At 66.1% G+C, this 20,557-nt stretch carries 19 protein-coding genes; 11 read left to right on the top strand and 8 right to left on the bottom strand.

Annotated elements, in window-relative coordinates; genetic code table 11:
• Nucleotides 1-31: 31 nt before the first annotated feature.
• The 4 genes from ACMVO5_RS08495 to xth are packed head-to-tail and all read left to right on the top strand — an operon-like array spanning nt 32 to nt 2,645.
• Nucleotides 32-1,231, top strand: a complete 1,200-nt coding sequence (locus ACMVO5_RS08495) for a peptidoglycan DD-metalloendopeptidase family protein (protein WP_416907088.1) — start codon at nt 32-34, stop codon at nt 1,229-1,231.
• A gap of 31 nt (nt 1,232-1,262) precedes the next feature.
• Nucleotides 1,263-1,598, top strand: coding sequence for an iron-sulfur cluster insertion protein ErpA (gene erpA, locus ACMVO5_RS08490; RefSeq protein WP_416907087.1), 336 nt, complete (start codon nt 1,263-1,265; stop codon nt 1,596-1,598).
• Nucleotides 1,599-1,835 (top strand): hypothetical protein, encoded by a 237-nt coding sequence (locus tag ACMVO5_RS08485; RefSeq protein WP_416907086.1) that lies wholly within the window; start codon nt 1,599-1,601, stop codon nt 1,833-1,835.
• A 39-nt stretch (nt 1,836-1,874) separates the two neighbouring features.
• Complete coding sequence (gene xth / locus ACMVO5_RS08480; protein WP_416907085.1) at nt 1,875-2,645, top strand: exodeoxyribonuclease III; 771 nt, start codon at nt 1,875-1,877, stop codon at nt 2,643-2,645.
• Here xth and ACMVO5_RS08475 read toward each other — a convergent pair.
• The 3 genes from ACMVO5_RS08475 to lptF all read right to left on the bottom strand — a co-directional run bounded on the left by ACMVO5_RS08475 (nt 2,642) and on the right by lptF (nt 6,175).
• Complete coding sequence (locus ACMVO5_RS08475) at nt 2,642-3,784, bottom strand: N-acetyltransferase (RefSeq protein ID WP_416907084.1); 1,143 nt, start codon at nt 3,782-3,784, stop codon at nt 2,642-2,644. The genes xth and ACMVO5_RS08475 overlap by 4 nt on opposite strands.
• A gap of 70 nt (nt 3,785-3,854) precedes the next feature.
• On the bottom strand, nt 3,855-4,949 hold the full coding sequence (lptG, locus tag ACMVO5_RS08470) for an LPS export ABC transporter permease LptG (protein WP_416909341.1): 1,095 nt from the start codon (nt 4,947-4,949) through the stop codon (nt 3,855-3,857).
• A complete protein-coding gene (gene lptF / locus ACMVO5_RS08465) occupies nt 4,946-6,175 on the bottom strand; it encodes an LPS export ABC transporter permease LptF (RefSeq protein ID WP_416907083.1) in 1,230 nt (409 codons plus the stop codon). The genes lptG and lptF overlap by 4 nt, the downstream gene beginning before the upstream one ends.
• A gap of 141 nt (nt 6,176-6,316) precedes the next feature.
• On the opposite strand from lptF, the gene ACMVO5_RS08460 reads away from it, so the two are divergent.
• Together ACMVO5_RS08460 and ACMVO5_RS08455 are read left to right on the top strand one after the other, a co-directional pair.
• Complete coding sequence (locus tag ACMVO5_RS08460) at nt 6,317-6,838, top strand: DUF2141 domain-containing protein (RefSeq protein ID WP_416907082.1); 522 nt, start codon at nt 6,317-6,319, stop codon at nt 6,836-6,838.
• 9 nt (nt 6,839-6,847) lie between these two features.
• Entirely contained in the window at nt 6,848-8,377 is a 1,530-nt protein-coding gene (locus tag ACMVO5_RS08455; RefSeq protein ID WP_416907081.1) for a M28 family peptidase, read from the top strand.
• A 3-nt stretch (nt 8,378-8,380) separates the two neighbouring features.
• Here the strand turns inward: ACMVO5_RS08455 and spt are convergent, their stop codons facing one another.
• On the bottom strand, nt 8,381-9,595 hold the full coding sequence (spt, locus tag ACMVO5_RS08450; protein ID WP_416907080.1) for a serine palmitoyltransferase: 1,215 nt from the start codon (nt 9,593-9,595) through the stop codon (nt 8,381-8,383).
• Nucleotides 9,592-9,837 carry an acyl carrier protein gene (locus ACMVO5_RS08445; protein ID WP_416907079.1) on the bottom strand — a complete coding sequence of 82 codons (246 nt, stop codon included), beginning with the start codon at nt 9,835-9,837 and terminating at the stop codon, nt 9,592-9,594. Before ACMVO5_RS08445 ends, spt begins: the two co-directional genes overlap by 4 nt.
• A gap of 122 nt (nt 9,838-9,959) precedes the next feature.
• Between ACMVO5_RS08445 and ACMVO5_RS08440 the strand changes: the two genes are divergently transcribed.
• A complete protein-coding gene (locus tag ACMVO5_RS08440; protein ID WP_416907078.1) occupies nt 9,960-10,487 on the top strand; it encodes a Pycsar system effector family protein in 528 nt (175 codons plus the stop codon).
• On the opposite strand, the gene ACMVO5_RS08435 is transcribed toward ACMVO5_RS08440, so the two are convergent.
• Together ACMVO5_RS08435 and ACMVO5_RS08430 are read right to left on the bottom strand one after the other, a co-directional pair.
• On the bottom strand, nt 10,484-11,413 hold the full coding sequence (locus ACMVO5_RS08435) for an NAD-dependent epimerase/dehydratase family protein (protein ID WP_416907077.1): 930 nt from the start codon (nt 11,411-11,413) through the stop codon (nt 10,484-10,486). The genes ACMVO5_RS08440 and ACMVO5_RS08435 overlap by 4 nt on opposite strands.
• Complete coding sequence (locus tag ACMVO5_RS08430; RefSeq protein WP_416907076.1) at nt 11,397-13,169, bottom strand: fatty acyl-AMP ligase; 1,773 nt, start codon at nt 13,167-13,169, stop codon at nt 11,397-11,399. Before ACMVO5_RS08430 ends, ACMVO5_RS08435 begins: the two co-directional genes overlap by 17 nt.
• 90 nt (nt 13,170-13,259) lie before the next feature.
• Between ACMVO5_RS08430 and ACMVO5_RS08425 the strand changes: the two genes are divergently transcribed.
• The 4 genes from ACMVO5_RS08425 to ACMVO5_RS08410 all read left to right on the top strand — a co-directional run bounded on the left by ACMVO5_RS08425 (nt 13,260) and on the right by ACMVO5_RS08410 (nt 18,164).
• Nucleotides 13,260-13,838, top strand: coding sequence for a regulatory protein RecX (locus ACMVO5_RS08425; protein WP_416907075.1), 579 nt, complete (start codon nt 13,260-13,262; stop codon nt 13,836-13,838).
• A gap of 94 nt (nt 13,839-13,932) precedes the next feature.
• Complete coding sequence (locus tag ACMVO5_RS08420; RefSeq protein ID WP_416907074.1) at nt 13,933-15,060, top strand: sensor histidine kinase; 1,128 nt, start codon at nt 13,933-13,935, stop codon at nt 15,058-15,060.
• The gene (locus ACMVO5_RS08415) at nt 15,053-15,805 is read left to right on the top strand and encodes a LytR/AlgR family response regulator transcription factor (protein ID WP_416907073.1); all 753 of its coding nucleotides are present in this window, start codon (nt 15,053-15,055) and stop codon (nt 15,803-15,805) included. Before ACMVO5_RS08420 ends, ACMVO5_RS08415 begins: the two co-directional genes overlap by 8 nt.
• A 103-nt stretch (nt 15,806-15,908) precedes the next feature.
• Nucleotides 15,909-18,164: a TonB-dependent receptor family protein gene (locus ACMVO5_RS08410; protein ID WP_416907072.1), complete on the top strand. Its 2,256-nt coding sequence runs from the start codon at nt 15,909-15,911 to the stop codon at nt 18,162-18,164.
• 36 nt (nt 18,165-18,200) lie between these two features.
• Here ACMVO5_RS08410 and clpA read toward each other — a convergent pair whose 3' ends face one another.
• On the bottom strand, nt 18,201-20,543 hold the full coding sequence (gene clpA / locus ACMVO5_RS08405) for an ATP-dependent Clp protease ATP-binding subunit ClpA (RefSeq protein WP_416907071.1): 2,343 nt from the start codon (nt 20,541-20,543) through the stop codon (nt 18,201-18,203).
• Between the last annotated feature and the right edge of the window lie 14 nt (nt 20,544-20,557).

The raw sequence follows: 20,557 nt of genomic DNA, 5'->3' as shown, positions 1-20,557 counted from the left end.
ACAGAACCGGTTGATTTGGGAAGTTTCGCCTGTGCAAAGACTGAACCGGGCGCGCGCTGCGCTTGCCTACAGCCTGAGAAAGCGCCTGCCCGACCATCGTTTCACATGGCACAATGGTGATCGCGAAACCGTGATCATCCTGCGCAGCGCGCACCAGCTGTCCGGGCTTGGCATGGTGGTGGCGCTGGCCGCATGGCTTGGCATTTCCACCATCGGCTGGCTGGGCACGGACAATGAGGCTCTGGCCGTCAAGGAACAGCAGCTTGCCGCCCTGTCCAGCGAGCTGGCGGCTGTCCGCAGCGAGGCGCAGCTGATCAAGGGCGATGTCGCCCAGCGCGCCGAGCTTCTTGAAGCGCGGCAGGAATTTCTCACTGCCATTCTCTCGGGCGAGGGCGATGCCGAGGCCCTGGCGGCGCTGCTGCCGCGCAAGCTCGATGCGGACAATGGCTCCATCGAGGCGATGATGCCGCCCTTGAAGACGGTCGAGGCGCAGCAGCTGCTGCTGGTCGATCAGGCAATGGGCGCCGCTCAGGCCAAGATGCGCGGCACCGAGGCGATGATCCGCAAGCTGGGTCTCAATCCCAAGCGCTTCGCCGCCGCGTCCGACTGGCGGGCGTCGGCCATCGGCGGCCCCTTCGTGCCGGCCACCGAAGAGCTGGAGCCGCGTTTCACCGATTTCTACGCCAGCTGGCGCAAGCTCGAAGACATGCAGGCAGCGATGGCATCGATCCCGGCGCTGGTGCCGGTCAAGAATTATCGCCTGTCGTCGCGCTATGGCCGCCGCTATGATCCCTTCAACGGCCGCATCGCCCAGCATGCCGGCCTCGATCTCGCCGGCAGCCGCGGCGAGCCCATCTATGCCGCCGCCGATGGCCGCATCACCCGCGCCGGCCGCATGAGCGGCTATGGCACCATGGCCGAGATCAACCATGGCAAGGGCATGTCCACCCGCTATGGCCATATGTCGCTGGTGCTGGTGAAGCCCGGCCAGCGCGTCAAGCAGGGCGACATGATCGGCCGCATGGGCTCGACCGGCCGCTCGACCGGCACCCACCTGCATTACGAAATCCGCGTCGATGGCCGCGCCATCAATCCCAAGCCTTTCATCGACGCCTCGCCGCGCCTGCTTGCCGCGCAGCGTGACGGCGAGACCATCGCGCTGGCCAGCGCCGCCCCGGCCCCGGCGGCTGACAGCGGCGTGATGATGACGCCGATCCCGCCGCTCGGTTGAAGGCGGACCGATATTGTCCTATATCGGCGGCATGGACACATCCTTGCCCCAACTCATGCCCGCCGCCGCTGCCCGCGTCGCCACCATCGCTGCGCGGCAGGGCAATCCCGGCCTCAAACTCAGGCTCGCCGTCGATGGCGGCGGCTGTGCCGGCTTTCAATATCGCTTCGGGCTGGAGAGTGATATCGCTGCCGATGATGTCACGGTCGAAACCGACGGCGTGACCATGCTCGTCGACCCTGAATCGCTGCCGTTTCTCGCCGGTTGCGAGGTGGATTTCGTCGAGCGCATCGGGGCGGCGGCCTTTGAGGTGCGCAATCCCAATGCGGCCTCGGGCTGCGGCTGCGGGTCCAGCTTCTCGATCTGAATGGACGGGCGCGGCGTCCTCATCGCCCGCGCGGTTTCGGTGGTCTTCACAGCCCTCGTCATCGCTGTCGCCGGCTGGCTTCTCCTGCGTCCCGTCGATGGCACGATGATCGGTCTGATGCGGCTCGAACTGCTGTTCCTGACCGCCGTGCTAATCATCTGCATTATGTTCTTCGAGCGAATCGCGGTGCGCCTCATCCGCACGCGGGGCGGCAGGCTGCGCGGCCCGCGGCTGTGAAAGCTTGGTAAAAGCCGCGCGCTGGCCCTAAATGGGCGCATGAAAATCGCCACCTTCAACATCAATGGCACCAACGCCCGGCTGCCGCGCCTGCTCGAATGGCTGGCGGCAGCCAGCCCCGATGTCGCCTGCCTGCAGGAAATCAAGACGGTCGATGAGAAGTTCCCGGTCGAAACCCTGACCGAGGCCGGCTGGCATTGCCTTGTCCATGGCCAGAAGGGCTTCAACGGCGTCGCCATTCTCAGCCGCGAACCCGCCACCGAGGTCCAGCGTGGGCTGCCAGGCGATGAAACCGACGAACAGGCCCGCTACCTCGAAGCCGATATCGGCGGCGTGCGGGTGGCGAGCCTCTATCTGCCCAATGGCAATCCGCAGCCTGGCCCGAAGTTCGATTACAAGCTCGCCTGGATGGCGCGCCTCGAAGCCCGCGCGGCAGCCCTTCTGGCGCTGGGCGGCCCGGTGGTGCTGGCCGGCGATTACAATGTCATCCCTCATGACGATGACATCTGGGACGTGGGCGCGATGCGGGACGATGCGCTGCGACAGCCGGAGAGCCGCGCCGCCTTCCGCCGCCTGCTGTGGCAAGGCTGGACCGATGCCATCCGCAGCCTGCACCCTTCGGGCGGCATCTGGACCTATTGGGACTATCAGGCCGGCGCCTGGCAGCGCGACCATGGCTTTCGCATCGACCATCTCCTGCTCTCGCCCGCTGCTGCCGACCGGCTGGTCGATGCCGGGGTGGACCGGGATGCGCGCGGCGCCGAAAAGGCCTCGGACCACGCCCCGACCTGGGCGGTTTTGCGCGACTAGAGGCTGCGCTCGAAGATTCGGTAGGTGCGGGTCACCTCGCACTCCAGCGCATCGGCAATCGAGCGCATCGGGCCATTGTCGTCGAGGATCCAGCCGATCTCGCCTTCGGTCGCGCCGAAATTGGCGACGGCATCGCGGCGGATGTATTCGATCATCTGAAAGGCCATCAGCGAGGCGACGCGGTGGCCCTGCAGCGTCTTGCGAATGCCCATCAAGGGCACGCGCATGGTCTTCACCTTGGGCGCGCGCAGCCGCCAGAGCAGCTTGGCCCAGCCAAAAGGAAACAGCCGGCCATCAAGGTCGCGGGTCAGCTCGTTGATGTCGGGCAGGGTGATCATGAAACCAACCGGTTCGCCATCATATTCGGCGATGCGGATCAGGTCTTCGAAAACGATCGGCTTCAGCTTCTTGCCGACATGGGCAACCTCGGCCGGGGTGAGCGGCACAAAGCCCCAGTTGCTCGACCAGGCATCGTTCAAGATCTCGAGAATGAGCGCGGCTTCCTCGTCGAAGCGGGCCTTGTTGACCCGGCGCGTGACCAGCCGGCTGTTGCGCTCGGAAAAGGCGACGATCCGCTGCGCCATTTCGGGGAAGGGCTGGTCGATGCGCAGCCCCCAGCTGTGCAGGTCCTTGACGCCTGAATAGCCCCGCGCCGTCACCAGCCGCTCATAATAGGGCAGGTGATGCCCCATCATCACCGTGGGCGGCCGGTCGAAGCCCTGCACCAGCAAGCCCGGCTCGTCCCAGATCGACAGGCTGAACGGGCCTTGCGCGCGCGCCATGCCGCGCGACTTCAGCCAGGCCTCGGCGGTCTCGATCAGCGCATCGGCAACCGCCTGATCATCGATGCTCTCGAACATCCCCCAATGGCCGAGCGCAGGGTCGATATACTCCTGCACCAGCCGGTCGATCTGCGCCGAAATCCGGCCCACCGTCTGGCCGGCCTTCTCGGCCAGCCAGAAGACCGCTTCGGCATGGCCGAACCATGGATTGGTCGCCTCGCCGCCGATCAGCGCCTTGACCTCGGACTTCAGCGGCGGGACCCAGTGGGGATCGGCCTTGTAGAGCTGCCAGGGCAGATCGATGAAACGGCGCTGGTCGGCGGCGGTCTCGACACGGCGAATGGTGACACTGGACAAGGCTTGGCGGTTCCGGCGTTGATGTTGGGCAAGAGTTAGAGCGCCAATAAGGCCGATTTGCGACCGGCCCTCACTCCTCGGTGCGGATCAGCACGGCCTCGCCGATCAGCAGGAACAGCATGAACGGCGCCCAGGCCGCCATGATCGGCGGCACCGTGCCGAAATTGCCCATGGCCAGCATGAAATTGTCGGCCACGAAAAAGGCAAAGCCAAGGAACATGCCGATGACGGCGCGCACGAACAGCCGCCCTGACCGCGCCAGCCCGAAGGCCGCGACCGCGCCCAGCAGCGGCATCAGCACGGTCGAAAGCGGGCCGGAAATCTTGTGATGGGCGGCCGCGATCAGCACATCAACCGGCTTGCCGGCCGCGCGCTGCTCCGAAATCTGCGGCACCAGCTCCCAAAGCGGCACGAACTTCGGGTCGATGCTGGCGGTGGTGAACTGGCGCGCCACGACCGGCGTGCTGAAATCGAGCGCGTCCTGCGTCGCCACCGTGCCGGAGCCGACATCGAAGATGCTCACCTCCTCCAGCCGCCAGCCGCCCTCCATGGGACGGGCGGCGGCGGCGCTGACCACCCGGGTCAGCCGGTTGTCGACCCGGTCATAAATGGTGATCGTGCCCAGCCTCGTGCCCGCTCCCGTGCCAGACACGGTCTCGGCGTTGAACAGGTCATCGCCGCCGCGCACCCAGCGCGCCGTTCGCGGCGCCGCCGCTTCGGTGATGCGGGCATAATCATTGGCCTTCCAGACATTGAGCGTGGCGGTCGCGCGGGTGACGATGCGCTCGTTGAAGACAAAGTTGATCGCCGCCACCCCAAAAGCGGCCAGAATCAGCGGCAGCAAAATCTGGTGCGCCGAGATGCCGGCGGCCTTGAAGATCACGACTTCGCTGTTCTGGTTGAGCGTCGCCAGCGTCACCAGCGTGGCGAGCAACACGGCAAAGGGCAGGAACAGCTCGATGATCTGCGGCACCCGCAGGCTGACATAGGTCCAGAGTTCGGCTTCGCCATTCCCGGCCGCAGCCAGGATCTTGCCCGATTCGCCGAGCAGATCGAGCGATTCGAGGATCACGACAAGGCCGAGGATGAAAGCCAGCGTGCGCACCAGAAACATGCGCGCGACATACCAGGCGATGGTGTTGGAGGGGAAAAGCTTCATGCTCAGCCCGCCGACAGCGCATCGTCGCGCCAGCTGTTCCTGCGCACGATGCGCGCGGTGAGCGCCGAGACCGCCTTGCTCACCTTGGAGAACCAGCGGTCAAGCGTGCCCAGCGGCTGGCCGCCCGGCACATGCGCAAGCGTGCGATAGAGCCACAGTGCGATGACGAGAAAGATCACATAGGGCACCCACTGCGCCAGCACCGGGTCAACCCGCCCGATCGAGCCCATGCGCTCGCCATATTCGGTGATCTTGTGGAAAGTCACCAGCGCAATCAGGCTGATGAACACGCCAAGTGCGGAGGATGATCGCTTGGGCGGCACGCCGAGCGCGACGGCAAGAAACGGCAGCATGAACATCACCACACACTGCACCAGCCGGCGATGGAAGGTGGCGCTGGCGTCGCGCCGCTCCTCCGAGGTCGCCTCCGTGTTCAGGATCTTGCGGAACAGTTCGGGCAAGGTGGCTTCCAGATTGCCGTCGCCGCGCTCGCGGAAGCTGGTCATGGCGGGCAGGTTCACCGGCAGGTCGTGCTGCACGAAGCTGAGCACGCGCGGCACCGTCGCGTCGTCCGGGCTATGCACCAGCGTCCCGTTCGACAGGCGCAGCAGAATGACCTCGGGATCGTCGGTGGCGAGAAAGGTGCCGCTGGTCGCCGTCACCGCCAGCCGCTGCCCGTCCTTGCTCTGGGCGCGCACGAACAGCCCGCGCAGGTCGCGCCCCTTGTCGAGGCTCTCCTCCACCCGCAAGGTCATGCCATTGCCGAGGCTGGCGAACTCGCCGACCTTGATCGACGCGCCCAGCGCGCCCGAGCGCAGCTCATAGCGGAGATTCTCATAGGAATAGCGCGACAGCGGCTGCAGCCAGCCGACAATGCCGAAATTGATGATGGCAAAGACCGTGGCGAACAGGAACGGCACTCTGAGCAGGCGGAAATAGGAAATGCCAACGGCGCGCAGCGCATCAAGCTCGGAGGACAGCGACAGGCTGCGAAACGCAAGCAGGATCCCCATCATCACGCCGATCGGGATGCCAAGCGAAAGATACTCGGGCAGCAGATTGCCGAGCATCCGCCACACCACATCCACCGGCCCGCCTTCGTTCATCACGAAATCGAACAGCCGCAGCATCCGGTCGAGAACCAGCAGCATCGCTGCGATGACCAGCGAGCCGACCAGCGGCACGAAGATCAGGCGGGCGAGATAGCGGTCGAAACGCGTGAGGCTGAGCAAGGGGCCGTTCAGTCCATTGTGGTCAAAGAAGGTTTACGCCCCATTGTTGCCGCATGCCACCGTCAAAAGCGAAAGGAGAAGCCGGCAGCCCGGCGGCGCGGACGCTTGACGCGACCTATAACGCGATGAAAGCATATGGTCATGAAAATTTCGACATCAGGCGCGCTTGCGCTCATGGCTCTGGCCGCGCCCGCGGCAGCGCAGGACACTGCCGTGGCCGGGATACCGATTTTGGGAACCGACGCGGATGATTGCCGTCCGGGCGCCAAGGCCACGGCGGTGCTGGTCACGGTCATCGGCTTCAAGGACCGCGACGGCCGGCTGCGTGTCCAATATTATCCCGATGAGAAAAAGGACTACCTCGGCTCCGGCCGCTACATCCGCCGGCAGGAAATGCCGGTCACACAAGCCGGCGACATGCAGGTCTGCCTGACCCTGCCGGCGCCCGGCAGCTATGTGATGGTTGCGCTCCATGACCGCAATTCGGACGGCAAGCTCAACGTCTTTTCCGACGGCATCGGCTTTTCCAACAATCCGCGCATTCCGCTCGGCAAGCCCAAGCTCGAAAAGACGCGCTTTGCCGCCGGGCGCGGGCTGACGAGGCTCGACGTTGTGCTCAATTACATGCAGGGTCTCTCACCAAGGCCGATCAAGCGCGACTAGGGGGACGATATGCGGGGGTTTCTGGCGGCAATCGCAGCAGGCACATTGTCTCTCACCGGCGCCGCCTCGGCGCAGGACACCCCGCAAGACGCCGACACCGCTGCCTGGTGGAAAATCATCGGCCATCTATCCAGCGATGCCCATGAAGGGCGTGACACCGGCTCGATCGGTCACAAGCGCGCCGTCACCTGGACGGCGCGGGCGCTCGCCGAAGCCGGCCTGCGCCCGGCCGGCGATGATGGCGGCTGGCTGCAGAGCGTGCCGCTCAACGAGGTCCGGGTCGAGAGCGAGGGCACAAGCTTCCAGGTCATCGCCGATGGCGCCTCCAGCGAGCTGCGCTTCCTCCATGACATCTCAGTCAGGGCGGATGCCGCGCTGCCGGCGCGGATCGAGGCCGGTCTGGCGTTTCGCGGCTATTGCGGGCCGGATGAGGTCGGCCCCGATGTCGCCGGGCGCATCCTCCTGTGCTTCAATGCCCGGAGGCCCGGCCTGCCAAGCGCGCAGGACCGCACGGCCGCCGCCCTTGCTGCTGGTGCCGTCGCGCTGATCAACATCGACGATCCCGGCTATACCCTTGAGCCGCCACGCTGGCCCGAGGCTTATGCCCGGCGCATCAGCATCCGCGTTCCGGCCGCGGCCCCGACTGCGGCCGAGCCAGCGCCCTTCCTCCCCACCATGCGGCTCAATTTCAACGCGCTGCCCAAGCTGCTGGCGGGGTCAGGTCTCCCGGCGGGCGCGCTTCTCGAAACCGCCATGGCCGGCGCGCCGCTCGCCGCCGCCGATCTGCCGGCGCGCATGGCGATCCGCTTCGCCCGCAGCCAGCGCAGCTTCGCCTCAGACAATGTGCTCGGCCTGCTGCCCGGCACCGACCCGGCGCTGGCCGATCAGCTGCTCGTCGTCTCGGCGCACATCGATGCCTATGGCTTCGGCGAGCCGGTGGACGGCGACGGCCTGTACAATGGCGCTTTCGATGATGCCGCCTATGTTGCCGCGCTCATCCGGCTGGCGCACAGCCGGGCCGGCAAGGGCTATCGGCGCCCCGTCCTGTTCGCCATCTTCACCGGCGAGGAAAAAGGCCTGCTTGGCGCCCGCTGGCTGGTCGAACATGCCCGCCCTGAAGGCGCACGCATGGTGGCCGACATCAATCTCGATGCGATCCGCCCGCTGTTTCCCTTGAAGGCGCTGACCCTGATCGGGCTCGAATACAGCGACATGGTCGAGCATGTGCGCGCCGTCGCCGCCCCCATGGGCGTCGAGGTCCGGCCCGACATGGAGCCAATCCGCGGCATGATCGGGCGCACCGATGCCGCGCCCTTCCTGCGCGCCGGCATCCCGGCGGTCTCGTTCATGTTCGCCTATGATCCCGGCTCGGAGGAAGAGGCGCGCTTCCGGGAATGGTATCGCACCCGCTACCACAAGCCGCAGGACGACATCACCCAGCCGATCGATTTCATCGCGGCGCGCGATTTCAACCGCTTCTTCTACGCCCTCACCGCCCGCGTCGCCGACGCAGACACGCCGCCGATGATGACGAAATAGCCGCTATTCGGCGGCCTGGCGAAACAGGCCGACCTGCTCGGCCGCCATCGAAAAGCGCTGGAGCACGGTGGCCAGCTGCTCGGCCGAATGTTCAGCGCAGAGCGAACAGCGCAGCAGGAACACACCCGCCGGCGTCGCAGGCGGCCGGCTCATGTTCACATAGACGCCCAGCTCGATCATCGCCGCCCACATCCGCACCGTCGTTTCCTGGTCCGGCATCAGCACCGAGATGATGGCGCTCTCGGGCGTTTCGGTGGCGAGGCGGAAGCCGCGCGCCTTGAGGCCAGCGTGCAGCGTGCGGGTCATCTCCCAGAGCCGAGCGCGCTTGTCATGGGCGTGCATCAGCTTGCGGATGGAGGTGGCCGAACAGGCAATGACCGCAGGCGGCAGCGAGGCGGTGAAGGTATAGGGCCGGCAGACCAGCCGCAAAATCTCGAACTTCGGATGGTTGGAGACGCAGAAGCCGCCCACCGTGCCGACCGACTTGGAGAAGGTGCCAACGACGAAATCCACATCATCAGCGACACCAGCCGCTTCATAGACGCCGCGGCCATGTTCGCCGAAAAAGCCCATGCCATGCGCTTCATCGACCAAAACCATCGCACCATGCGCCTTGGCGATGGCCACCAGCTCCTTCAGCGGCGCCACATCGCCAAGCATCGAATAAACGCCCTCAAGGATGACCAGCTTGCCCGCTTCCGGCGGCAGGCGGCGTAGGCGCTTTTCCAGATCCTCGGCGCTGTTATGCTTGAAGCGCACGATATCGGCATTGCCCAGATAGCAGCCGTCATAGATGGAGGCATGGCTGTCGGCGTCGAGGATGATATAGTCGCCCTTGCCAGCCAGCGTCGAGACCATGCCGAGATTGGCCTGATAGCCGGTCGAAAACACCATGGCGTGCTTCGTGCCGTAGAATTCGATCAGCGCGTCCTCGCATTCCTTGTGGCCCTGATAGGTGCCGTTCAGCACCCGGCTGCCGGTGGTGCCAGCGCCGAAGGTCTCCAGCGCATGCCGGCCAGCGGCAATCACGTCAGGATCAAAGGTCATGCCCATGTAATTGTAGGTGCCGAGCAATATCGTCTCGCGCCCTTTGATGACCGCCAGCGTCGGCGACTTCACCTCCTCCATCACAATGGCGAAGGGGTCGCGGATGCCAGTGGACAGCAGCCCCTCGCGCTCGGCGATCAGGGCATCGAACTTGGAAAAGAGATCGCTCATTTATTGACCAGCTTCGTGACAGCGTCGGCCACCTGGCCGATGGTTTCAAGGTCGGGCAGCATGTTCAGGGGCATCACAATGTCCCATTCGTCTTCCATGCTGGCCACAAGGTCCATGACCGTCAGGCTGTCCATCTCAAGGTCGCCGGCAAAGGTCGTATCCTCGCCCAGCGCCACCCCCTTGGGGTTGAGCGGCTCAATGAGTGCGATGATGCGGGTGTAGATGGCGGTGCGGTCGGTCATGATTTTCCCCTTGCAGCATTATATGGCCAAATGGGGGCAAAAGCGCGTCTGATGGCAAGCCTCTGGCCAAAGGTCGCAGTCGGTGCAATTCTGTCGCAATCGCTGGGGGATAATTGAAACTCATGGACGAGACACGCCCGAAATCGCATGCCCACTCCATCTATCTGCTCCGCACCATGCAGCAGCAGCATATGACGCTGTCGGCCATGGCCGATCAAAAGGCCAACATGCTGCTCGGCGTCGCCTCGGTGATGCTGGCGCTGGTGGTCCGCAACGGCACGCTGGTCAATCTCCAGCCGCCGCTGCTCATCCTCACGCTCACCGCCTTCTTTGCCGCACTATGCTGCATGGGGGCCGTCATCCCCGCCTTCGGCCGCAAGCCTCCGCGCGTCACCAATCCCGATCTCAAGCCCAACATGCTGTTCTTCGGCGTCTTCGCCGAGCTCGAAGAGCGCGAGTTTCAAGACCATATGCTCAAGATCATGGAAACCGATGACGGCATCTACGAAGCCATGCTCCATGACGTCTACCAGCAGGGCCTTGTCCTCAAGCTCAAGAAATACCGCTATCTCGGCTATGCTTACCGCATCTTCATCATCGGCATCGTCCTGACCCTCGCCGCGCTGCTGCTGGAATTCCTCAAGGCCTAGAGCAGCCCCTTCGCCCGCGCATCGGATATGGTGGCAGCCAGCCCCTCGGCGGTGCTGATTTCGGGTGCCCAAAGCCCGTTCAGCCGGGCGTTGCCGCCGCGCGCTACCCAGTCCGGATGTGTCAGATAACGCGCCCGGTCCCGGCTCAGCTTGGGCAATTGACCGCCAAGGCCGGCAAGGACTGTGGCCACGCCGGCCGCGGCCTTCAGCGCGCCTTCGCTCATCGTCAAAGTCCACAGCCGCCGCCCCAGCGCCGCCCCGATCAGCGCCTGATAGCCGGCATGGGTATAGCCGCCCTGCGCGCCCATGCCGTCGTCAATCTCCAGAATCTCGCCCGACGGTCCGCCGCCCGCCAGCGCCAGCAGCGCGCGGGCCAGATCATCGACATGGATGAGGCTCAGCCTGGCCTCGGTGCTGACCGGCACCAGCCCCAGCCCCCAGCGCGCGGCCTTGAACACCGCCAGCATCTCGGTATCGCCCGGCCCATAGACACCCGGCGGCCGCACGATCACCCAGTCGAGCCCGCTGGCCATCACCTCGGCCTCGGCAGCGGCCTTTGACGCCCCATAGTCAGACAGCCCCGGCTCGCGCGCCGACAGGCTGGAGACATGAACGAAGCGCTGCACGCCCGCACGCCGGGCCGCCGCAATCATGTTGGCCGTGCCGCGCACATTGCCGCGCTCAAAGCCGGCCCGGTCGGCGGCATTGACCACGCCGGCAACATGGACGACCGCTTCCACCCCCTCGCACAGCCGGTCAAGCGCCGCCGTGTCGCCAAGGTCGCCCGTCACCCAGTCCGCGCCGTCCTGAGGCCGCCTGGCCAGCGCACGCACCGGAACAGAGGCAAGGGCGCGCACCCGGCGGCCGACAAATCCGGTGGCCCCGGTGACGGCGAGCATGCGCGCCGCCTCAGGCGGCCGCGTCAAACGGCTGGATTTCGCCGGAAAGATATTGCGAGCGCGCCTTGGAGCGGCTCAGCTTGCCCGACGAGGTGCGCGGCAGCGTGCGCGGCGGCACCAGCTCGACCACGCAGCTCATGCCGGTGATGGCGCGCACCTTGTTGCGGATCGCCTCGCGCAGCGTGGTGCGTTCGGCCGGATCGGAGGTCCGGCACTGGACCAGAACGGCCGGCGCCTCCTCGCCCGAGGGCGTGGTGATGGCGAAAGCGGCAATGTCACCGGCCTTGAAGCCCGGCAGCTGCTCGATCGCCCATTCGATATCCTGCGGCCAGTGGTTCTTGCCGTTGATGATGATCATATCCTTGGCCCGGCCGACGATGAAGATCGAGCCCTTGGAGAGATAGCCCATGTCGCCGGTATCGAGCCAGCCATCGGGGCTCAGCGCGGCTGCGGTGGCCTCCTCATCACGGAAATAACCGGCCATGACGCCGAGCCCGCGCACGAAGATGCGGCCGATCTTGCGGTCGGGCAGCACTTGGCCGGCCTCATCGCGCACCTCAATGGTCAGCCCCGGCACCGCCTTGCCGCAATTGACGATGGCACGGTAGCGGGTCGGGCGGCGGCTCTCGGTGCGGCTGCCCGACAGGCCCGCCAGCGTGCGCTCGTCGATCAGATCAGAGACAATGCCTTCGCCCAGCGGCATGATGGTCACCGCCAGCGTCGCCTCCGCCAGCCCATAGCTCGGCAGAAAGGCCGAGGCTCGGAAGCCGGCGGCCGCGAACACATCGACAAAGGCCTGCATCACCTCGGGGCGGATCATGTCGGCGCCGTTGCCCGCCACCCGCCAGCGGCTCAGGTCGAAGCGCTCGGCAACATTGATGCTGGGCGAGATGCGCCGCGCGCAAATGTCATAGCCAAAGGTCGGGCTGTAACTCAGCGTGTTGTCAGGGTTGCGGCTGATCAGCGTCAGCCACGAAAGCGGCCGCCGGGCAAAATCCTCGGTGGCCAGATAATCGACCGAGATCTGGTTGGCGAGCGGGGCGAGCATGCAGCCGACCAGCCCCATGTCATGATACCAGGGCAGCCAGCTCACCACCCGGTCGCCGTTGCCAGCCTCCATGCAATGCGCATGGCCGGCCAGATTGGCGAGCAGCGCCTCATGCGTCACCGCCACCCCGTGCGGAAAGCGCGTGCTGCCCGAACTATATTGCAGATAGGCGATATCGGTCTTCTGCGCGCGCGGCAGCGTCACCTCGGCGGCGGGCTGGTCGAAAAAGCTGGTCCAGTCATCGGCCGCGCACAGGCCCTCGGCCGCCTGTGCGGCCATGGCAAAGAGCCCGGATGACGACAGCAGCAGCCGCGGCTCCGCCGACCGCAGCTGGACCGCAATCTGCTCGACATAGGCATCGCGGCCGCCAAAGCTGGTGGGCAGCGGTAGTGGCACCGGCAGCGCGCCCGCATAGATGGCGGCAAAAAAGGCCGCCGCAAAGTCAGCCCCGGTCTCGGCGATCAGCGCAATCCGGTCGCCCGGCTTCACCCCATTGGCGACCAGCACGGCAGCGCGGGCGCGCGCGTCGCGGGCCAGCTCGGCATAGGGGTAGGCGCGCATGAGATCGGCGCGAACATCGTGGAAATTGAAGCCCTTGTCGCCGCGCGCGGCATAGTCGAGCGCATCACCCAGCGTGTCGAAATCGGCCCGCCGATAGGGCAGGGTGTCGAATGTGGGGGTGGGTGCCTGAAGCTCTGCGGCGTGGCTCTGCAAGTCCGTCTCTCCTTGCGTCATGCGACCTCGGCCCTGTTCCGGGCCTCTAATCATTGTCTCATGACAGGCGGACGGGTTCAAATTCCGGCCCGATCATGGCAGGAAAGTGGCATGGACGATGACCATCCCGGTACGACGCGGCGCAAGACCCGCCGCCACGGCCCGCCGCCCGCGCCGCGACCCCTTGATGCCGAGCAGCTCAAGGCGCTGGCGCTCCATTATGCGGCCCGCTACGCCACCACCTCGGCAAGGCTCGCCGATTATCTCCGCCGCAAGCTGAAACAGCGCCCCTGGACCAGCGATACACCCCCCGATGTCGAAGGGCTGGTGGCCCGGCTGGTGACGCTCGGCTATGTCGATGACGCGCTCTGGGCAGCCTCGAAGCAGCGCGAAATGCAGGCGCGCGGGCTGGGGCCACGCCGCGTGGCGCAGGCCCTGCACGCCGCCGGAGTCGCCGCCCCTTCTGAAGACGCCCTTGAAGACACGCCCGAACCCGCCATCATGGCCGCCGTGCGCTTCGCCCGCCGCCGCCGCCTCGGCCCGTTTCGCCGCATCGATGCGCCGCCCGGCGACGCTGACGCGCGCAAGGCCATGGCGGCCATGCTCCGCGCCGGCCATGGCTTTGAAGAGGCGCGCCGCGTGCTCGCCGCGCCCGATGCCGCCGCCGCCGAGGCGCTGTGCGAGGAATGAGCGGGCAGGCGCTTCTCGACCAAGGCGGCTTCCGCTTCGATGAACGACCGGCAAGGCGGCAGACGCCGCCCCCCCAAGCGGATATGGCAGATGCATGACAATGCTTGCGCCCCTGCTCGTGCCAGAGGATGAGCGCGCGCCGCTGGTGCCGCGGCGCGTGGCTTTGCTCTCCATCGCCGGCTTCTGGGTCTTCTATTTCTGCATCAACACGCTGCGCGTCGCAGTCTTCGACCAGCCCGAGCAATTGCCCATGGCCGGCCGCCGCCTCATCGTCACGCTGTTCGGCGCGGCGCTGACGATGCTGCTCTGGCAATGGCTCCAGCGCCGCGCCGGCATCAGCAGCAGCCGGCTCGTCGGCCTCGTCTTTGCCGCCTGCGTGCCGATCAGCCTCGTCTTCTCCTCAGTCAACTATCTCGTCTTCTTCGTCATCGCTCCCAGCCCCCGCCTGCTCGAAGAGCTGGCCGCCTTCCCGCTTCAGGAAGACGGGCCATGGCTCCTCATCTTCGGCCTGGCGGCCAACTGGTATTTCTTCGTGGTCGCCTGGGGCATTCTCTACATCGCACTCGCCTATGCCGGCCGCGTCCAGCGCGCCGAGCGCGCCGCGGTCGCCGCGCGCGCCGAAGCGCAGGCCGCGCAACTCCGGGCGCTGCGCTATCAGGTCAATCCGCATTTCCTCTTCAACACGCTCAATTCGCTGTCAGCCCAGGTCATGGCCGGGCGGGCCAATGATGCCGAAGCGATGATCCTCAACCTCTCCACCTTCTTCCGCTCCAGCCTCGCCAGCGATCCCGAGGCCGATGTGCCGCTCGCCGATGAAATCGCCCTGCAGCGCCTCTATCTCGACATCGAAAAGGTGCGCTTTCCCGACCGGCTGCGGGTCGAGATCGATGTGCCGCCGGCCCTTGAGCGGGTGCCGGTGCCGGCGCTGATCCTGCAACCGCTGGTCGAGAATGCGATCAAGCACGGCGTCGCGCGCAGCCGGGCGCCGGTCCGGCTCCGCATCACCGCGACCCATGAAAACGACCGTCTGGTGCTGTGCGTCAGCGACGATGCCGTGCCTGAGGCGGCCCCGGTGCCGGGCAATGGCATCGGCATGGCCAATGTGCGCGCCCGGTTGGAGGCGCGCTTCGGCACAGCGGCGCGGCTGAGCAGCGGCCGGGTGGCAAGCGGTGGCTTCGCCTCGCGGCTGGAAATGCCCATGGCTGCGGTGGCGCTTGTCTGAGCCGGCCGCACGGCTGCGCGCCGTCGCGGTCGACGATGAGCCGCTGGCCATCGAGCGGATGAAGATGCTGTGCGCGCGGCTCGACACTGTCGAGCTGGCCGGCACAGCCGCAGACGGCGCCTCGGCCCTGCCGCTCATCGAGGCAATCCGGCCCGATGTGCTGCTCCTTGATATCGACATGCCGGGCATGACCGGCCTTGAGCTTGCCGCCCGGCTGCCCGCCCGCCTCGGCGACGCCATGCCCGCCATCATCTTCGTCACCGCCTTTGATCAATATGCGCTGGCGGCCTTTGAAGTGGCGGCGATCGACTATCTGATGAAGCCCATCGACGCAGCCCGGCTCGCGCGCGCCTTCGAGCGGGCGTCGAGCTGGCGGCGCAGCGCTGAGACCGCCCCGGCATGGCTTGAGGAATTCTGGGTGCCACGGCGCGGCGAGCTTGTCCGCGTCTCGGTCGATGATGTCGAATATGTGCAGGCCGAACGCGATTACATGCGGCTCAGCACCGCCGGGCGCAGCTTCCTCATCCACCAGACCATCTCCAACCTCGAAGCCCGGCTCGATCCGGCGCGCTTCGTGCGCATCCACCGCTCGGTGATCGTCCGCCGGGACCGGGTCGCGCGGCTGTTTCACGAGCGCAGCAGCGGCTGGCATGTCGAGCTCGCCGATGGCCTCGTCCTGCCCGTCGGCCGCACCCACGCCGCCAGCGTCAAGGCACTGCTCACAGGGCAGGCCGATCCGGGCTGACACGCCGCGGCGTTTTGCTACTTTGTCGCAATAACCCCTTGCAACACGACCGTCACACGCCTAACGCCGGCTGCGAACAACTCGCATTCGCAAGGCAATTTTCGTGAAGCTCATTGGAAAAACATCGTTTCTAGCGCTCTCGGTCGCCCTTTCCTCGGCCGCCGCCGCCGCCGCCGCTGACGCCGCTGCCGCTGATGCGGATGTCTGGGGCACCGGCCTCATCACCGTCACCGCCCAGCGCAGCGATGTGCTCGACATCGGCGGCTCGGTCACCGTTCTCGATGCCGAGGCGCTCGACACCTTCTCCTACAGCGACGTCAACCGGGTGCTGCGCCAGGTTCCCGGCGTCATCATCCAGGAGGAGGACGGCTTCGGCCTGCGCCCCAACATCGGCATCCGCGGCTCGGGCACCGACCGCTCGGCCCGCATCGCCGTCATGGAAGACGGCGTGCTCATCGCGCCCGCGCCCTATGCAGCACCCGCCGCCTATTATTTCCCCCGCCTCGCCCGCATCCAGGGCGTCGAGGTCACCAAAGGCCCCGGCGCCATCAAATATGGCCCGAGCACGGTGGGTGGGGCCATCAACCTGTTTTCCACCCCGCTGCCCGATGGCCCGGCGGGCCAGCTGACCGGGCGCGCCGATCTCTTCGCCGGCAATTTCGGCACCCAGCGCGCGCTCGGCTCGGTCGGCGGCTGGGCCGGCCTTGGCGGCGGGCTCGAAGTCGGCGGCCTGATCGAGGGGCTCTACGAACATTCGGACGGCTTCAAGCGCATCGATGCCGGCGGCGAGACCGGCTTCAAAATCTCCGACATGGTCCCCAAACTCGGCCTGCGCTCTACCGACGGCGCCCATGCGCTCACCTTCAAATATCAGCGCTATTCCGAGCGCTCCGACGAGACCTATCTCGGCCGCAGCCTCGCCGATTTCGCCGCCGACCCGGACCGCCGCTACAATGGCAGCCAGCTGGACCAGCTGAACGTGGCGCATGAGACCTTCCAGCTCACCCATGACTGGCAGATCAGCGACCGCGTGAGGATGACCACCATCGCCTACCGCAACGACACCTCGCGCTCCTGGTACAAGCTTCAGGATGTCCGCAACAGCACAGACACCGGCTGGGCCAGCCTGCGCAGCGTCCTCGCCGATCCAGCCGCCAATCCCCTCCAATTCGCCGATCTCGAGGGGCAGGCCGGCTTCACCGGTCGCGCCGGCGCGCTCAGGGTGCGCAACAACAACCGCGTCTATCAATCCACCGGCATCCAGTCGGCGCTGTCCGCCGGCTTCGATACCGGCAGCATCGCCCACACGCTCGAAGTCTCGGCGCGCTATCATGAAGACAGCGAAGACCGCTTCCAGCAGGATGACCGCTATCAGATGGTCGATGGCCGCATGGTGCTGTCCAGCGCCGGGCTGCCGGGCAGCCAGGCCAACCGGCTCGGCGAGGCCAAGGCCTGGGCCTTTTACGTGCAGGACCGCATCGAGGTGGGCGCGCTGACACTGGTGCCCGGCCTGCGCTACGAAACCATCGACCTGCGCCGCACCGACTGGGCGCCGGGCGACGCCGCACGCACAACCCCGACCGGAGTGCGCGATTCAAATGTCGATGTCTGGATCCCCGGCATCTCGGCAACCTGGCGACTGACCGACGAAGTGCGGCTGATCGCCGGCGCCCACCGCGGCTTCGTCAGCCCCGGCCCGGGCTCGACCATCGATCCCGAAACATCCTGGAACTATGAGGCCGGCGTGCGCGCCGGCAATGAAGGCTGGGCCGTCGAAGTCATCGGCTTCTTCAATGATTACAGCAATCTGGTCGGCACCTGCACCGCCTCCACCGGCGCCGATTGCGACATCGGCGACCAGTTTGCCGGCGGTGCGGTCGAGGTGAAGGGCGTCGAGGCCAGCGCCTCGACGGTGGTCGGATCCATCGCTGCCCAAGGCTTCGAAGTGCCGGTCTTGCTCGTCTACACCTATACCGACGCCCAGTTCCAGACCGATTTCGTCAGCGGCTATGGCCCCTGGGGCAGTGTCTCGGCTGGTGACCGCCTGCCCTTCGTGCCCGAGCATCAGCTGACCTTCGGGGCCGGGGTGCGGCTGCCCAAGTTCAGGCTCGATGGCACCGTCAACCTCGTCGGCCAGACCCGCCAGACCGCCGGCCAGGGGGCGATCCCGCCCGAAGACCGGATCGATGGCCGCGCCGTCGTCGATCTTTCGGCCGCCTATGACCTTCTGCCCGGCCTGTCACTCTTCGGCACGGTCACCAATCTCTTCGACACGCGCTACAACGTCGCCTTCACCCCTGCTGGCGCCCGGCCCGGCGCGCCGCGCATGGCGATGGGCGGCGTCAAGCTGCGTTTCTGAGCTGCGCCGGGGGCGTGTGCGCCCCCGGCACCGCGCTCAGGCCTCGACCGGCGGCGCCTGCGGCTTCTTCGCCCTCGGCTTCTTCGCGCGCGGCGGCTTCTTGGGCGCCGGCACGATCTCGAAGGCCAGGTCATTGTCCTTCACATAGACCCGCACCTCGCCGCCATGCGCCAGCTTGCCAAACAGCAGCTCCTCGGCCAGCGGCTGCTTGATCTTGTCCTGCAGCAGCCGGCCCATCGGGCGCGCACCGTAAAGCTTGTCATAGCCCCGCTCGGTCAGCCACGCCTTGGCCTCGTCGGTTAGCGCGATATGCACGTCGCGGTCAGCCAGTTGTAGCTCAAGCTGCAACACGAACTTGTCGATGACCCGCGCCACCACCGACAGCGGCAGATAATCGAAGGGGATGATCGCATCGAGCCGGTTGCGGAACTCGGGCGTGAACATCCGCTTGATCGCCTCCTCATCCTCGCCGATGCGGGTGACCGCACCAAAGCCGATGCCCTCGCGCGCCATATCGGCCGCCCCGGCATTGGTCGTCATGATCAGGATGACATTGCGGAAATCGACCGTCTTGCCGTGGTGGTCGGTCAGCCTGCCATTGTCCATCACCTGCAAAAGGATGTTGAACAGGTCCGGATGCGCCTTCTCGATCTCGTCGAGCAGCAGCACCGAATGGGGCTGCTGGTCAACGGCATCGGTCAAAAGGCCGCCCTGATCGAAGCCGACATAGCCCGGCGGCGCGCCGATCAGCCGGCTGACCGAGTGGCGCTCCATATATTCGCTCATGTCGAAACGCGTCAGCGGAATGCCCATGATGCTGGCCAGCTGGCGGGCCACCTCGGTCTTGCCGACCCCGGTGGGGCCGGAGAAGAGATAGCTGCCAATCGGCTTGTTCGGCTCGCGCAGGCCAGCGCGCGCCAGCTTGATCGCCGACGCCACCTTCTCGATCGCCTTGTCCTGGCCGAAGACCACACGCTTCAGGTCCGATTCAAGGCTGGCCAGCGCCTTGGTGTCGTCGGTCGAGACCGATTTCGGCGGAATGCGCGCCATGGTGGCGATCACCGCCTCCACTTCCTTCACCCCCACGGTCTTGCGGCGCTTCGATTCGGGTAGCAGCATCTGCGAGGCGCCGGTCTCGTCAATCACGTCGATGGCCTTGTCGGGCAGCTTGCGATCATTGATGTAACGCGCGCTCAGCTCGACTGCGGCCTTGATCGCCTCGGGCGTGTATTTGAGATTGTGGTGCGCCTCATAGGAAGGCCGCAGCCCCATCAGGATCTTGATCGCATCCTCGACCGTCGGCTCATTGACGTCGATCTTCTGGAAGCGCCGCAGCAGTGCACGGTCCTTCTCGAAATGATTGCGGAACTCCTTGTAGGTGGTCGAGCCGATGCAGCGGATCGCGCCCGAAGACAGCGCCGGCTTCAACAGGTTCGAGGCATCCATCGCCCCGCCCGAGGTCGCCCCGGCACCAATCACCGTGTGAATCTCATCGATGAACAGCACGGCGTCAGGCAGCTTCTCCAGCTCGTTCACCACATTCTTGAGCCGTTCCTCAAAGTCCCCGCGGTAGCGGGTGCCGGCCAGCAGCGCGCCCATGTCGAGCGAATAGATGACGGCAGGCTTCAGCACATCCGGCACATTGCCCTCGACGATCTTGCGCGCCAGCCCTTCGGCAATCGCCGTCTTGCCGACGCCGGGATCACCCACATAAAGCGGATTGTTCTTCGAGCGGCGGCACAGGATCTGGATGGTCCGGTCCACTTCGGCGGCCCGGCCGATCAGCGGGTCGATCTTGCCGGTCTTCGCCTTCTCGTTGAGGTTGACGGTGAACTGCTTCAGCGCCGATTCCGGTTCCTTGCCCTTCTCGCTGCGCGCGCGCGGCTTCTCCACCTCTTCCTCCTTGTCCGCACCCTTGGGGCTGCGGCCCTCAGCACTGCCCGACTTGGCGATGCCATGGCTGATGAACGACACCGCATCGAGGCGGCTCATGTCCTGCTGCTGAAGGAAGAAGACGGCATGGCTCTCGCGCTCGGAAAACAGCGCCACCAGCACATTGGCGCCCGTCACCTCGTCCCGCCCCGAGCTCTGCACGTGCAGGATGGCGCGCTGCACCACCCGCTGGAAGCCGGCGGTGGGCGAGGGGTCGGTGCTGGCGTCGGCCTTCAGCGCCGTCAGCTCATTGTCCAGATAATTGGCCAGCTGGCTGCCCAGCTCCTCGACATCGACATTGCAGGCCTTGAGCACGGCCAGCGCATGGGTGTCAGACGTCAGCGCGAGCAGCAGATGCTCGAGCGTCGCATATTCATGCGTGCGCCGCGCGGCTTCGGCCAGCGCGTTGTGGAGCGTCTTTTCAAGCTCGCGGGTGAAGGATGGCATCCCGGTCTCCTCAT

Origin of the sequence: Polymorphobacter sp. (genome assembly GCF_048007885.1) — a bacterium.
Taxonomy (GTDB): domain Bacteria; phylum Pseudomonadota; class Alphaproteobacteria; order Sphingomonadales; family Sphingomonadaceae; genus Sandarakinorhabdus.
The sequence above is the reverse complement of the archived record's forward strand: the minus strand, read 5'-3'. Positions and strand labels throughout refer to the sequence as shown.